We start from the raw sequence: 13,431 nt of genomic DNA on the forward strand, positions 1-13,431 counted from the left end.
AATTTTTATTCTTGTGTAGATTTACTTTTAAAGAATGCTGCCAAAATTAATCCGAAAATTGAACTAAAAACAATACTAAAAATAGATCCTTTTAGTAATTCCAATGTAGAATAAGGATTGTTTTCTTTCATTTTTGCTATAGCGTCGTTAATGGCTGATGCTGGTGTACCAAATTTTTGCATCATGTTGACAGTATATTTAATCATTAATTCACTTAAAGTCTCTTTAGCAGAAGGATCGATAAAATTGAATAAAAGAACATTAAAAAGTGTTGAAATTAAAATACCTATTAGTGTAGCAATGAAGTAAGTTGTAAACGCATCTTTGAAAGAAAAAACATTGTTGAGCTCTTTTTTTGTTTTCGAAAGTAAAATAATTCCCAATGTAAGATAAACCAAAATACTTAAGACTCCAATCCACCAAGAAGTAAACAAATTTAAATCAATAGCGTAAATTGTTGAAGTAATTAATGCAGAAACAATTCCAATTGTTACTCCAAAGGTTATTCCATTCTTTTTAATAATTTCATTTATCATTGTTGTTGTTTTAGAATTAATCCACAAATATAACAATTCCCAATATATTCGTAGCTAAAAATCGTTTTTTACGATTATATAAAAAAAGTGATACAAAGATTTGTTTATTGGAAAATAATTGTAAATTTGCAAACTCAAAATAATAGTGTAAAACAAAAAGTTATAAGGAGTTTATACCTTTTCTGTTAGAAGAAAAGCTTCAAGACTAATTATAATTAACAAATAAAAAAGATTAACAAGATGAAAAAAGGAATTCACCCAGAAAATTACAGATTAGTTGCATTTAAAGACATGTCAAATGACGAAGTTTTTATCACTAAATCTACTGCAGATACAAGAGAAACATTAACAGTTGACGGTGTTGAATACCCAGTTGTAAAAATGGAGATCTCTAGAACTTCTCACCCTTTTTACACAGGTAAATCTAAACTTATCGATACTGCAGGACGTATTGATAAATTCAAAACTAAATACGCTAAACACGTTAAATAATTTTAACTTGTTATCAAATACATTAAAGCCTTCCTTTTTGGGAGGCTTTTTTATTTTTATCTATTTGAAAACTTTGTAACTTTGGTGTCAATATTATTAAAACGGTAGGTTGATGAAATTAATTTTCGAATTAACAAATAACCGAATCAACTAATAAACAATTTTTATGAATTACATACTTTTTGACGGACCTTCCAGAAACGCCTTATTGCCTTTTACTTTCACGCGTCCGGTTGCGGATATTCTTATTGGAATCATGACCATTCGTCAAAAATGGGAAATGCGTTTGGGTTCTACTACAACCACATTGACAGAGGAATATTTGTCTGAGAAATTCCCAATGGTAGAATTAGAAGAGAATGTAATGATAAACGCTTCATTTCTTCCTAATGATGTTTTAGCAGAGATGGTTAGTAATCTGGAACCCAATCAAGCTATTTTCAAAGGAGACGAAGTAATTGCTTTTTATACCAATGATGAGCAGGAAGAAGTAAATTTTGATACCTATGAAATTATTGAATATACTGATGATTGCTTGACTGTTGAGCATACTTGGGATATTTTTTCTAAAAATGATGTAGCGATACGAGAAGATTTTGAATACCTGACGGAGGATAGAAAATCACAACCAATACCCAAAAGTGTCAATGTCATTGCACCTGAAAATATATTTATAGAAGAAGGGGCGAAGTTAGAATTTGTGACTTTAAATGCTTCTGCAGGTCCTATTTATATTGGTAAAGATTCAGAAATCATGGAAGGTTCCGTAATCAGAGGACCTTTTGCCTTGTGCGAAAATGCGCAAGTGAAAATGGCTTCAAAAGTATATGGTGCTACAACCGTAGGACCTTATTCCAGAATTGGTGGTGAAGTTAATAATTCGGTATTGTTTGGTTATTCGAATAAAGGGCATGATGGATTCTTAGGAAATTCTGTTCTTGGAGAATGGTGCAATATTGGAGCCGACAGTAACAATTCTAATCTAAAGAATAATTACGAAGAAGTAAAATTGTGGAGTTATGAAACGGAAGGTTTTGCTAAAACGGGACTTCAGTTTTGCGGATTGATGATGGGAGATCACAGTAAATGTGGTATTAACACCATGTTCAACACAGGAACTGTAGTAGGGGTGAGCGCTAATATCTTTGGCAGCGGATTTCCTCGCAACTTTGTGCCTAGCTTTTCTTGGGGTGGCGCTTCTGGTTTTACGACTTATGTGACCAAAAAAGCTTTTGAAACAGCTCGATTAGTGATGAGTCGCAGAAACGTAGATTTTGACGAAAGAGAAGCTGCTATTCTTGAACATGTTTTTGAGGAATCAAAAAAGTGGAGAAAAGAATAATTTCTCATTTTAGATATAAAAAAAGCCTCTCGATAGACTTAGACTGCACCCAAAAGTTTAGACACTATTTGGGGCATGTTCATATCAAGAGGCTTTTTATTTTAAGTAACCTTTATTGATAGGCATAAATAAGCGAGCCATTTTTTATCAAGTTTATCAAGGTGTTGGCATTATTGTCCGGAACTGAAAAACATCCCCAGCTGAATTTACTAAACATCTTTTTTGAAGAATGGACAACGATATTTCTTTTCAAAGCATTCGAATTTTTATCATTTTCCAACCCATCTAATCGTAAAGAATATCCCCACATCCCTTGATACGTCTGTAATGTAAGATAGCATCCTAATGAAGTGGCTTTACTTCCTTCAATATTGCTAAAAGAACTGGGAGTCAATCCTGTGCCTGAGCCGGAACCATGGTCAACATTACTGGTCAAAAGTATTTTGTTGTTTTTTAAATCAATAACGTAGAGCCTTGCTTCGTTGATTGATTTTGAAAAATCAATGAGTGTAATAATATTTTTATTTTTGGCTTTAAAGCCCCATTTTGTTTGTACTTCGCAAGCTTTCTGTACAATTTCTTCATTGCTTTGGGCTGCAATAAACTGGAAAGCGCACAAGAGAATAATAGTTAATGTTTTTGTCATGATCTAGTTTTTAAATTTTCATTCAACCTATAAAAGTTAGGTTTTCGGTTTACGCATCGGTTTTATTTTCTACACCATTCTCCTGTTTTTACATTGTTTAAACAGGGATTACTATTTTCATAATGATTTAGGGATTTGTTGTTTTTAAGATTTAATGTTGTTTCAAATGAAAATGTTTTTTGTTGTTAAAGGTCTAATTATCAAATGCAAAACTATAAAAAAATACTATTATTGTGCGCTGTTTAAATTTTATATTTCTTTTATTCAAAATTTAAATTGTTATAAATTATTCAATTGTCCAATTCCTGAATTAATCTATCTTTGCACTTTTAAAAAACACTTGCTGAGAAGTCTAATAATCTAAGCAGTCTAAAAATCTAAAAATCTAAATGATTACAGTTAACGATATTTCTGTGCAGTTTGGTGGCACGACACTTTTTAGTGATGTTTCTTTTGCTATAAATGAAAATGATAAAATTGCCTTAATGGGTAAAAATGGAGCAGGAAAATCGACGCTGCTTAAAATTATTGCAGGTCAAAGCAAGCCTTCAACCGGTAATATTTCGGCACCAAAAGATGCTGTTGTGGCCTATTTGCCTCAGCATTTATTGACTACAGATGGTGCGACGGTGATGGAAGAAACTTCTAAAGCGTTTGGAGAAGTTTTTGCAATGAAAGCAGAAATCGATGAAATCAATGAGCAATTAACTATTCGTACTGATTACGAAAGTGATGCGTACATGAAATTGATCGAAAGAGTTTCGGACTTGAGCGAGAAATTTTATGCTATTGAAGAAATAAATTATGAAGCCGAAGTAGAGAAAATTCTAATCGGTTTGGGATTTGTTCGTGAAGATTTTAGCCGTCAGACTTCGGAGTTTTCCGGAGGATGGAGAATGCGAATAGAACTTGCCAAAATCCTTTTGCAAAAACCTGACTTAATTTTACTGGATGAGCCTACCAACCACATGGATATTGAAAGTATTCAATGGTTAGAGGATTTCTTGATTAATTCAGCCAAAGCAGTTGTGGTAATTTCTCACGACAGGGCTTTTGTAGATAATATTACGAATCGTACCATCGAAGTTACAATGGGACGTATTTATGATTATAAAGCCAAATATTCTCATTATTTGGAACTTAGAAAAGACAGACGTGTGCATCAGCAAAAAGCGTATGACGAGCAACAACGAATGATTGCTGATAACAGGACTTTTATCGATCGTTTTAAAGGGACGTTTTCTAAAACGGATGCTGTTCAGTCTCGTGTTAAGATGTTAGAGAAGCTGGTTATTGTTCAGGTTGACGAGGTGGATACTTCGGCTTTGAAACTAAAATTTCCGCCTGCTGCACGTTCCGGACAATATCCGGTAATTGTAAAGGATTTGTCAAAATCATATGGCGATCATGTGGTTTTTTCGAATGCAAATATGGTTATCGAAAGAGGAGAAAAAGTAGCTTTCGTTGGGAAAAATGGGGAAGGAAAATCGACGATGATCAAAGCCATTATGAAAGAAATCGAAATAAATGGCGGAAGTTTAGAGATTGGTCATAATGCACAAATTGGTTATTTTGCTCAGAATCAAGCCTCTTTATTAGACGAAAATGCTACTATTTTTGAAACTATTGATGATATTGCCGTGGGTGATGTACGAACTAAAATTAAAGATATTTTAGGGGCTTTCATGTTTCAGGGTGATGATGTGACCAAAAAAGTGAAAGTGCTTTCCGGTGGCGAGAAAACGCGTTTGGCAATGATTAAATTATTGTTGGAACCAGTGAATTTATTGATTCTGGATGAGCCTTCGAATCACTTGGACATGAAAACCAAAGATATTATCAAAGATGCGTTGCGTGATTTTGACGGAACATTAATTTTGGTTTCTCACGACAGGGATTTCTTGGATGGATTGGCAACTAAAGTTTTCGAATTCGGAAACAAAAGAGTAGTAGAACATTTTGAAGATATTACCGGTTTCTTGGCAAATAAAAAAATGGACAGTATGCGAGAGATAGAAAAATAGTCTTTGGTAAGAACAGTTTATAAATACTAAAACGGCATGCGAATAACGCATGCTGTTTTTATTTAAGTCAATTTTTTAGTAGTTTTTTTGCAGTAAAACGATAGTGATTTTTGAATGTGATTTTTTATATATAAAAGGTTAAAGTGCTTGTTATTAAGTATTTAATTTTAAATTTTTCGTACCTTGTGTAGTGATTTAATTTCAATGTATAAAATTTTTTAGTCATGAAAAAATTAATTTTATCCTTAGTCTTTTTAGGTACCACGCTGTTTAGTGTGCCTCTGTTTTCACAAATAGACAATAGACCGGTAGCTTTGGGTATGCCGGGTGATAACCTTAATCTTTATGCTGTATTAGATATTTTTCAAAAATCAAAAACTTTAGAAGAATTTGAAAGAGCAATTAATGATAAAGATACCAATGTTAATAATCTTGATTTGAATAATGATGGCTATGTCGATTATATTCAGGTAGTTAGTTATAGAGAAGGCGATTCTTATTCAATAGTCCTTCGCGTAGCGGTAAATAGAATTGAATATCAGGATGTGGCCGTTATAGAAGTCAATAAAAATAGATACGGGAAGGTTGTTATTCAAATTATAGGCGATGAAGAATTGTATGGTGAAGATTATATTCTGGAACCTTCAGCAGGAGATGGGTATACGCCAAATCCAGGCTATTTAGGTTATGAAAGAGCGTATACGGGTAATTATTGGAATGGAGTTTTATATGTTAACAATTGGCCAATAATAATCAATTTATTTTCGCCGTCATTTGTAGTTTATATATCTCCGTGGCGTTGGGGTTATTATCCGTCTTATTGGCGTGCATGGACTCCTATTTATTATTATAATTATTGGGATTACCACCGTCATTATTATAGAAATGATTTTTATCGCAGAGTGGGATATGTACGATATCCGTTTGCGTATTCCTATTATTATTCCAGAAGGAACAGTTCTCCGGTGGTAAGGAGAAACAGAATCAATAATGTTTATAGAGATACCTATCAAGGAAGAAGTTTTATAAGACCGCAAGGAACAGTTCTTCCTAGAACTCGAGAACAAATAAGAGGAGACCGTTCTGTAAATCCTCGAACCTCCCGTTCGGATCAGCCCATGAGACCTACAAGACGTCAAAATGTAGAAGAAAATCGTCAACAAAGCCCTTCATCAGCGCGTCCTGTTCGGCCTGCAGCACCAACAAATCGTCAACCGGCTCCAAGAAGCCGACAAGATAATCCTGCAACTGCACGTCCATCTCGATCCAATGCGCCGTCAAGTCGTCAACAAAACGAAGGAGCTCGTTCTGCTCCATCTAGAAGACCTATGGAAAAATCGGCTCCGGCAAGAACGAATAATCCTTCTCGTGGTAAGGATAGAAATTAATACGGATTTTGAATTTTTATTAAATAAAAAGGCTGTGTTTTTATATGACACAGCCTTTTTTTATAATCGTATTCCGGGTGGTAAGAGCTCTTTGTAGACAGGATTTTTTTTGAAAAACGCCACTATTTTAGGCTGGATTGGAACAACTTTTAATTTTCGTTCAATCGCAATTTCCATGATATTTTTTAGAAAATTAGAAACGAATTCCTCGTTTTTGAATGTTTCCGGTACATTTAATTTTGTCAGAAATATTTTTTTCTCCTGAAAAGAATACTCAACTGAGATTAATTCTTTTTCAACTATAGTTTCAAATTGTCTTGAAAAAGTATTGTCTTTGATTTCCATAGTGATTGCTGTATCCATAATAATTAACGCTAATTCATTGGCACTTCTACCAATAGTATTTTTGATTTGGTACTGATTTTAATTTCGAATTGATCAAAATCGGTTATTCCCATGGCATCTCTTGCCTTCAAAGTTTGATTATTCACTTCTATTTCTCCCTCAATCAAAAATAAATAGACACCATTTTTAGGGATTTTAACCTCATATTTAGTGGTGGTATTGCTATCGAAAATGCCTAAATGGAAAAAGGTTTTTTGGTAAACCCAAAGTGCATTTCCGTCATTTTTATCTTTTGGCGAAACGATGTTTACAAAGGTATTGATTTGATTTTCAATATCAAATGATTTCTGGTCATATCTTGGAGCCACGTTTTCGGTGTCAGGAAAAACCCATAATTGCAGTGTTTTTGCTTCGTTTTTCTGGCTGGCATTCATTTCAGAATGTTCTACTCCAGATCCTGCACTCATTACCTGCACTTCTCCAAAACCAATTACACCTTCATTTCCCATACTGTCGCGATGTTGTAGTCCACCTTCGAGCGGAATAGTGATGATTTCCATATTAGCGTGGCCATGAGTGCCAAAACCTGATCCGCCCGCAATAGTATCGTCATTTAAAACGCGTAACATTCCGAATTGTACGCGTTCTGGATTGAAATAATTTCCGAAAGAAAAAGAAAAATTGGCTTTAAGCCATCCGAAATCGGCCTTGCCTCTTGTATTTGATTCAAATAGTTGTGTAGTCATAAATTATTGATAATATAAAGTAAAAAGTGAATAGGGTTTGAATAAAAAAATTATTTTTATACAAAATTCGCCATAAAAAGACTGAATTTTGTTATAAAATAGTTAAAACAATTATGAGTAAAATCGCAGTTTATTTAATGCCGGGATTAGCGGCAAGTACAACCATTTTTGAGCGAATTGCACTTCCCGAAGAAATGTTTGAAATAGTCTTGCTGGAGTGGGAAATCCCTCTTAATAATGAGTCTTTGATGGATTATGCCAAGAGAATTGCAGATAAAATTACGCATCCGAATCCGGTTTTGATTGGAGTTTCGTTCGGAGGTATTTTGGTACAGGAAATGGCTAAATATGTTGAGGTCAGAAAAATAATTATTATTTCGAGTGTCAAAAGTAATGTGGAATTTCCCAGAAGAATGAAAATTGCTAAAACTACCAAAGCTTATAAATTAATTCCCATGAATCTGATAGCAAATATTGAAAGTCTTGCTAAGTTTTCCTTTGGCGAAAAAGTAAACCAAAGGCTCAAGCTATACGAGAAATTTCTCTCGGTTCGGGATATTCGTTATTTGAATTGGGCAGTGGAACAGGTGATTTTATGGGATAGAACGGTTGTTGACGAGAATGTAATCCACATCCATGGAGATATGGATGATGTGTTTCCAATAAAATATATCAAGAATTGTGTCGTTGTAAAAGGAGGGACGCACATTATGATTTTGAATAAGTACAAATGGTTGAATGAAAATTTGCCTTCCATTATATTGGGAACAGAAAAGAAGTAAACGCACTTTTATAGCTATATGAAAGGTCTAAAAAAGAAAAGATGAAATTGATTAATAAAGCTGCCATAATCCTTACCGTGATTTTTGCGAGTAGTGTATTTATTTTTGCCGCTAAAAATCCGAGAGAGGAAAAAGAGGTTGCAAAAGAAATTGCGGGTGATTTTCCTGTGAAATTAGATTTTGCAGGCGAGGAAACACCTTTGAAAATATCAGATGTAAAAGAACGTTTGGACAGGGAATTGCTGGTAAATGTAAATCTGCATGCTTCTACTATTTTGGCTATTAAGAGAGCCAATCGTGCATTTCCAGTGATTGAGCCTATTTTAAAAAAGAACGGAATTCCGGATGATTTTAAATATCTGGCAGTTATAGAAAGTGGCTTGGTCAATGTGGTTTCGCCAGCAGGAGCAAGAGGAATTTGGCAGTTCATGCCTGATACGGCCAAAGAACGCGGAATGGAAGTCAATGAAAATGTGGATCAGCGCTATGATTTAGAAAAATCCACGCAAGCAGCTTGCAGTTATTTTTTGAGTGCCAAAGGAAAATTTGGAAGCTGGACTTTGGCGGCAGCCTCTTATAACGGAGGAATGACGGGTGTCAATAAACAAATTGACATTCAAAAAGTGACTAATTATTACGATTTGTTGCTTACCGAAGAAACGTCTCGCTATGTTTTTAGGATTCTAGCCTTGAAAGAAATCATGGAGAATCCCGTAAAATATGGATTTACAATTGCTTCCGAAGATTTATATGCAACGTTACCAACTAAGAAAATCGAAATTGACAGTACGATTACAGATTTGGCTGATTTTGCAAAAGGGCAAGGGATTAACTATAAGATTTTAAAAATTCATAACCCTTGGCTCAGAGAAACGAAACTAATAAATGATACCGGTAAAAAATACCAAATCGAAATTCCGTTAAAAGGATATTAACTAATTTTTTTGAACCAGATAAAGCATTTAAGGAAATATAACCCACATAAAAACTAAAATCAGCAAATGCTATATGAACTTATATTTCTTATATAGTTAATAAAAAATGGGGAGTAGCTTTGTTTTCCAAAAATTTAGGATATAACCAAATAAAAAAGGGTCAAATGTGTATCATTTGACCCTTTTTCGATAATTATAAAAAATTATATTTTCTTCATTTGTTCTTTCATCATGACAATCTGATCTTTCAACATATTCTGTTTGTCTAATTTTTTGGCTTCATTCAATAGTGTAGTAGCTTCTAATTTTCTTCTGCGTGTCATGGCAACTCCGGCTAAGTTTAATTTGGCTACAGCCAAATCCATATCCATTGATAATCCTAGTTCAATTGCTTTTTTGAAAAATTTCTCCGCTTGATTGATATTCGTTTGCGAAAGCATGATTCCGTGCAGGTAATTAAAGTATCCTTGTTGTTTTCTTACCAAAGCTGTTTCCGGGTTTTTGATGTAAGCCAACCATTTTTTAGCTCCTTCAAAATCTTGTTTTCTTAGTTTTAAGAAGGCTAATAAGATGAATTCGTTTTTAAAGTAAAGGAAAATAGGAATTGCACTCAATAATATAAGGAAAATTCCATTACCGATATTGCTTTCCGTGAATTGCCAAATGCCAGTAAATATAATTAGTCCGGCGATAATAAGTTTAATATTTCTGTGAAACATAGTATGATTATTTTAAGATCACAAATATAGTAAAATGAATTGAAAATATTTTTACAAAACTACTTGTGAGAAAAAAAAGTCTTTGTATATTTGCACTCGGTTTTAGAATAACAGTTATTCAAAAATAGGAAGACATATAAATAAGATTTTAAAGATACAAAGCAATGAGCAAAAGAACGTTTCAACCATCGAAAAGAAAAAGAAGAAATAAGCACGGATTTATGGACAGAATGGCTTCTGCTAATGGAAGAAAAGTTCTTGCGCGTAGAAGAGCTAAAGGAAGACATAAATTGACTGTTTCTTGCGAACCAAGACACAAAAAATAATGTTTTTATAAACATAAATAAGGCGTTACTTTTTTTAGTATCGCCTTTTTTTATACCTATTCGTTAAAAAAAGTTTAAGATTTACAGTTAAAGGGTTTGAGTTCAGTAACTTTAATCTTTTGAAGACAACAACTACACAACACAATACTACCATACAATGCCAAAAGATACATCTATAAAGTCAGTTTTAATAATAGGTTCAGGTCCTATTGTTATTGGTCAAGCGTGCGAATTTGATTATGCGGGATCGCAATCTGCCCGTTCTATTCGTGAAGAAGGAATTGAAGTTATTCTTATTAACTCTAATCCGGCAACGATTATGACCGACCCATCCATGGCCGATCATGTTTATTTATTGCCTTTAACAACTAAATCAATTATCGAAATCCTTAAAGCACATCCTCAAATCGATGCTGTTTTACCTACCATGGGCGGACAAACCGCTTTGAACTTGTGTCTGGAAGCAGATGAAAAAGGAATTTGGGAAGATTTCGGAGTACGATTAATCGGAGTTGATGTAAACGCCATTAATATTACCGAAGACAGAGAGCAATTTAAACAATTGCTTCAAAAAATAAATGTACCAACTGCACCTGCAAAAACAGCTACTTCTTTCTTGGAAGGAAAAGAAATTGCACAGGAATTTGGTTTCCCGTTAGTAATTCGTCCTTCGTTTACACTTGGGGGAACTGGAGCAGCTTTTGTACATACCAAAGAAGAATTTGACGAAAAACTAACCTACGGATTAGAAATGTCACCTATTCATGAGGTTTTAATTGATAAAGCTTTAATAGGTTGGAAAGAATACGAATTGGAATTATTGAGAGATAAAAATGACAATGTTGTTATTATCTGTTCTATCGAAAATATGGATCCAATGGGAATTCATACCGGAGATTCCATCACGGTTGCACCAGCAATGACATTATCAGATACGACTTTCCAAAAGTTGCGTGATATGGCAATCTTGATGATGCGCAGCATCGGAAATTTTGCAGGAGGTTGTAACGTGCAGTTTGCCGTTTCACCAGATGATAAAGAAGATATCGTAGCGATTGAAATCAATCCTCGTGTGTCTCGTTCCTCAGCTTTGGCATCAAAAGCTACAGGTTATCCTATTGCAAAAATTGCTTCTAAACTGGCTTTGGGTTACAATTTAGATGAATTGCAAAACCAAATTACCAAATCAACTTCGGCTTTATTCGAACCGACTTTAGATTATGTGATTGTTAAAATTCCACGTTGGAACTTTGATAAATTTGAAGGAGCTGACAGAACGTTAGGTCTTCAAATGAAATCCGTAGGTGAAGTAATGGGTATTGGACGTTCGTTCCAAGAAGCCTTGCATAAAGCGACTCAATCATTGGAAATCAAAAGAAATGGTTTGGGTGCCGACGGAAAAGGATACACTAACTACGAACAAATTATCGAGAAACTGACTTTTGCAAGTTGGGACCGTGTTTTCGTGATTTATGATGCTATTGCGATGGGAATTCCATTGAGCCGTATTCATGAAATCACTAAAATCGATATGTGGTTCTTGAAACAATACGAAGAACTGTATACTTTAGAGAAAGAAATTTCGAACTATAAAGTTTCGAATCTTCCAAAAGAATTGTTGCTTGAAGCGAAACAAAAAGGTTTTGCTGACAGACAAATTGCTCACATGATGAACTGTCTGGAAAGTGAAGTGCATACGTTGCGTATGGATAAGAACATCAACCGCGTGTTTAAACTGGTGGATACTTGTGCTGCTGAGTTTAAAGCTAAAACACCATATTACTACTCTACTTTTGAGGCTGAAATCGAAAAAGCAAACGGCGAACGTTATGTAGATAACGAAAGTGTTGTAACTGATAAAAAGAAAATCATTGTTTTAGGTTCAGGACCAAACAGAATTGGGCAAGGAATCGAGTTTGATTACTCTTGTGTTCACGGAGTTTTGGCAGCGAAAGAATGTGGTTATGAAACGATTATGATTAACTGTAATCCGGAAACAGTTTCGACTGATTTTGATACAGCTAATAAATTATACTTCGAGCCCGTTTTCTGGGAACATATTTACGACATCATTCAGCATGAAAAACCTGAAGGTGTAATAGTTCAATTAGGTGGACAAACAGCCTTGAAATTGGCTGAAAAACTTTCTAAATACGGAGTAAAGATTATAGGAACCAGCTTTGATGCACTTGATTTAGCCGAAGACAGAGGACGTTTCTCTGAATTGTTAACTGACTTGAATATTCCTTTCCCACAATTCGGGATTGCTGAAACAGCTGATGAAGCTTCTGCCTTAGCAGATACTTTAGACTTTCCATTATTGATTCGTCCTTCGTATGTATTAGGTGGTCAGGGAATGAAAATCGTAATCAACAAGAAAGAGTTGGAAGAGCATGTTATCAATTTATTGAAAACAATTCCAGGAAATAAATTGCTTTTAGATCATTATTTGGCCGGAGCAATCGAAGCGGAAGCCGATGCAATTTGTGATGCTGATGGTAATGTGTATATCATAGGAATTATGGAGCATATCGAACCTTGCGGAGTTCACTCGGGAGATTCTAACGCCACTTTACCTCCTTTCAATTTAGGTGAATTTGTGATGCAGCAAATAAAAGATCATACAGAAAAAATTGCAAGAGCTTTGAAAACGGTTGGATTAATCAACATTCAGTTTGCGATTAAAGACGATACGGTTTATATCATCGAAGCCAATCCTAGAGCATCTCGTACGGTTCCATTTATTGCAAAAGCATACGGAGAACCTTATGTGAACTATGCTACCAAAGTAATGTTAGGACACAATAAAGTAACCGATTTTACTTTCAACCCACAGTTGAAAGGATATGCTATTAAACAACCGGTTTTCTCTTTTAGCAAGTTCCAAAATGTGAACAAAGCATTAGGACCAGAAATGAAATCAACAGGAGAAAGCATCTTGTTTATTGATGATTTGAAAGACGATCAGTTCTACGAATTGTACTCCAGAAGAAAAATGTATTTGAGTAAATAAGCTTGAGTTTATATATTGAAAAAGCCTAATCATGAACATGCCCCAAAAAGTTAGACACTATTTGGGGCATTTTTATGGAAAAAAAAGTAAAGTATGATTATGCATTTAAGTTAGAATGTGTAGAATTAGTTTTAAAA

General features: G+C 34.3%; 13 protein-coding genes. 8 read left to right on the forward strand and 5 right to left on the reverse strand.

The window, feature by feature from the left end; genetic code table 11:
- Positions 1 to 5: 5 nt before the first annotated feature.
- On the reverse strand, positions 6 to 536 hold the full coding sequence (locus QLS31_RS12750) for a DUF4199 domain-containing protein (RefSeq protein ID WP_099716094.1): 531 nt from the start codon (positions 534 to 536) through the stop codon (positions 6 to 8).
- A 240-nt stretch (positions 537 to 776) separates the two neighbouring features.
- On the opposite strand from QLS31_RS12750, the gene QLS31_RS12755 reads away from it, so the two are divergent.
- Entirely contained in the window at positions 777 to 1,028 is a 252-nt protein-coding gene (locus QLS31_RS12755) for a type B 50S ribosomal protein L31 (protein WP_039109118.1), read from the forward strand.
- A 166-nt stretch (positions 1,029 to 1,194) separates the two neighbouring features.
- The gene (locus QLS31_RS12760) at positions 1,195 to 2,370 is read left to right on the forward strand and encodes a GlmU family protein (RefSeq protein WP_282744181.1); all 1,176 of its coding nucleotides are present in this window, start codon (positions 1,195 to 1,197) and stop codon (positions 2,368 to 2,370) included.
- 112 nt (positions 2,371 to 2,482) lie between these two features.
- Here the strand turns inward: QLS31_RS12760 and QLS31_RS12765 are convergent, their stop codons facing one another.
- Entirely contained in the window at positions 2,483 to 3,016 is a 534-nt protein-coding gene (locus tag QLS31_RS12765; protein ID WP_099716091.1) for a murein L,D-transpeptidase catalytic domain family protein, read from the reverse strand.
- A gap of 389 nt (positions 3,017 to 3,405) precedes the next feature.
- On the opposite strand from QLS31_RS12765, the gene QLS31_RS12770 reads away from it, so the two are divergent.
- Together QLS31_RS12770 and QLS31_RS12775 are read left to right on the forward strand one after the other, a co-directional pair.
- A complete protein-coding gene (locus QLS31_RS12770; protein ID WP_099716090.1) occupies positions 3,406 to 5,040 on the forward strand; it encodes an ABC-F family ATP-binding cassette domain-containing protein in 1,635 nt (544 codons plus the stop codon).
- Positions 5,041 to 5,264: 224 nt separating this feature from the next.
- Positions 5,265 to 6,428 carry a hypothetical protein gene (locus QLS31_RS12775; RefSeq protein WP_282744182.1) on the forward strand — a complete coding sequence of 388 codons (1,164 nt, stop codon included), beginning with the start codon at positions 5,265 to 5,267 and terminating at the stop codon, positions 6,426 to 6,428.
- 60 nt (positions 6,429 to 6,488) lie between these two features.
- Here the strand turns inward: QLS31_RS12775 and QLS31_RS12780 are convergent, their stop codons facing one another.
- Together QLS31_RS12780 and QLS31_RS12785 are read right to left on the reverse strand one after the other, a co-directional pair.
- On the reverse strand, positions 6,489 to 6,773 hold the full coding sequence (locus QLS31_RS12780; RefSeq protein WP_099716384.1) for an N-acetyltransferase: 285 nt from the start codon (positions 6,771 to 6,773) through the stop codon (positions 6,489 to 6,491).
- A gap of 29 nt (positions 6,774 to 6,802) precedes the next feature.
- On the reverse strand, positions 6,803 to 7,519 hold the full coding sequence (locus QLS31_RS12785; RefSeq protein WP_099716088.1) for a pirin family protein: 717 nt from the start codon (positions 7,517 to 7,519) through the stop codon (positions 6,803 to 6,805).
- Positions 7,520 to 7,632: 113 nt separating this feature from the next.
- On the opposite strand from QLS31_RS12785, the gene QLS31_RS12790 reads away from it, so the two are divergent.
- Positions 7,633 to 8,301, forward strand: a complete 669-nt coding sequence (locus tag QLS31_RS12790; RefSeq protein ID WP_282744184.1) for an alpha/beta hydrolase — start codon at positions 7,633 to 7,635, stop codon at positions 8,299 to 8,301.
- Positions 8,302 to 8,342: 41 nt separating this feature from the next.
- Positions 8,343 to 9,236: a lytic transglycosylase domain-containing protein gene (locus tag QLS31_RS12795; protein WP_282744186.1), complete on the forward strand. Its 894-nt coding sequence runs from the start codon at positions 8,343 to 8,345 to the stop codon at positions 9,234 to 9,236.
- A gap of 203 nt (positions 9,237 to 9,439) precedes the next feature.
- Here the strand turns inward: QLS31_RS12795 and QLS31_RS12800 are convergent, their stop codons facing one another.
- On the reverse strand, positions 9,440 to 9,955 hold the full coding sequence (locus QLS31_RS12800; RefSeq protein ID WP_282744187.1) for a DUF2892 domain-containing protein: 516 nt from the start codon (positions 9,953 to 9,955) through the stop codon (positions 9,440 to 9,442).
- Positions 9,956 to 10,119: 164 nt separating this feature from the next.
- Here QLS31_RS12800 and rpmH point away from each other — a divergent pair, with 164 nt between their 5' ends.
- Positions 10,120 to 10,281, forward strand: coding sequence for a 50S ribosomal protein L34 (rpmH, locus tag QLS31_RS12805; RefSeq protein WP_007136275.1), 162 nt, complete (start codon positions 10,120 to 10,122; stop codon positions 10,279 to 10,281).
- Between the two features lie 157 nt (positions 10,282 to 10,438).
- Positions 10,439 to 13,294, forward strand: a complete 2,856-nt coding sequence (carB, locus tag QLS31_RS12810) for a carbamoyl-phosphate synthase large subunit (RefSeq protein WP_282744188.1) — start codon at positions 10,439 to 10,441, stop codon at positions 13,292 to 13,294.
- The last annotated feature ends 137 nt before the right edge of the window (positions 13,295 to 13,431 follow it).

Origin of the sequence: Flavobacterium sp. XS2P24, from assembly GCF_030010285.1 — a bacterium.
In the GTDB taxonomy this organism is placed as follows: Bacteria; Bacteroidota; Bacteroidia; order Flavobacteriales; family Flavobacteriaceae; genus Flavobacterium; species Flavobacterium algoritolerans.

Bases quoted from the DNA above. Each gene is read 5' to 3' on its own strand.
- QLS31_RS12760 (WP_282744181.1), top strand. From the start codon at position 1,195: ATGAATTACATACTTTTTGACGGACCTTCCAGAAACGCCTTATTGCCT.
- QLS31_RS12785 (WP_099716088.1), bottom strand. From the start codon at position 7,519: ATGACTACACAACTATTTGAATCAAATACAAGAGGCAAGGCCGATTTC.
- QLS31_RS12750 (WP_099716094.1), bottom strand. From the start codon at position 536: ATGATAAATGAAATTATTAAAAAGAATGGAATAACCTTTGGAGTAACA.
- QLS31_RS12775 (WP_282744182.1), top strand. From the start codon at position 5,265: ATGAAAAAATTAATTTTATCCTTAGTCTTTTTAGGTACCACGCTGTTT.
- carB (WP_282744188.1), top strand. From the start codon at position 10,439: ATGCCAAAAGATACATCTATAAAGTCAGTTTTAATAATAGGTTCAGGT.
- QLS31_RS12770 (WP_099716090.1), top strand. From the start codon at position 3,406: ATGATTACAGTTAACGATATTTCTGTGCAGTTTGGTGGCACGACACTT.
- QLS31_RS12795 (WP_282744186.1), top strand. From the start codon at position 8,343: ATGAAATTGATTAATAAAGCTGCCATAATCCTTACCGTGATTTTTGCG.
- QLS31_RS12765 (WP_099716091.1), bottom strand. From the start codon at position 3,016: ATGACAAAAACATTAACTATTATTCTCTTGTGCGCTTTCCAGTTTATT.
- QLS31_RS12780 (WP_099716384.1), bottom strand. From the start codon at position 6,773: ATGGAAATCAAAGACAATACTTTTTCAAGACAATTTGAAACTATAGTT.
- QLS31_RS12790 (WP_282744184.1), top strand. From the start codon at position 7,633: ATGAGTAAAATCGCAGTTTATTTAATGCCGGGATTAGCGGCAAGTACA.
- QLS31_RS12800 (WP_282744187.1), bottom strand. From the start codon at position 9,955: ATGTTTCACAGAAATATTAAACTTATTATCGCCGGACTAATTATATTT.
- rpmH (WP_007136275.1), top strand. From the start codon at position 10,120: ATGAGCAAAAGAACGTTTCAACCATCGAAAAGAAAAAGAAGAAATAAG.
- QLS31_RS12755 (WP_039109118.1), top strand. From the start codon at position 777: ATGAAAAAAGGAATTCACCCAGAAAATTACAGATTAGTTGCATTTAAA.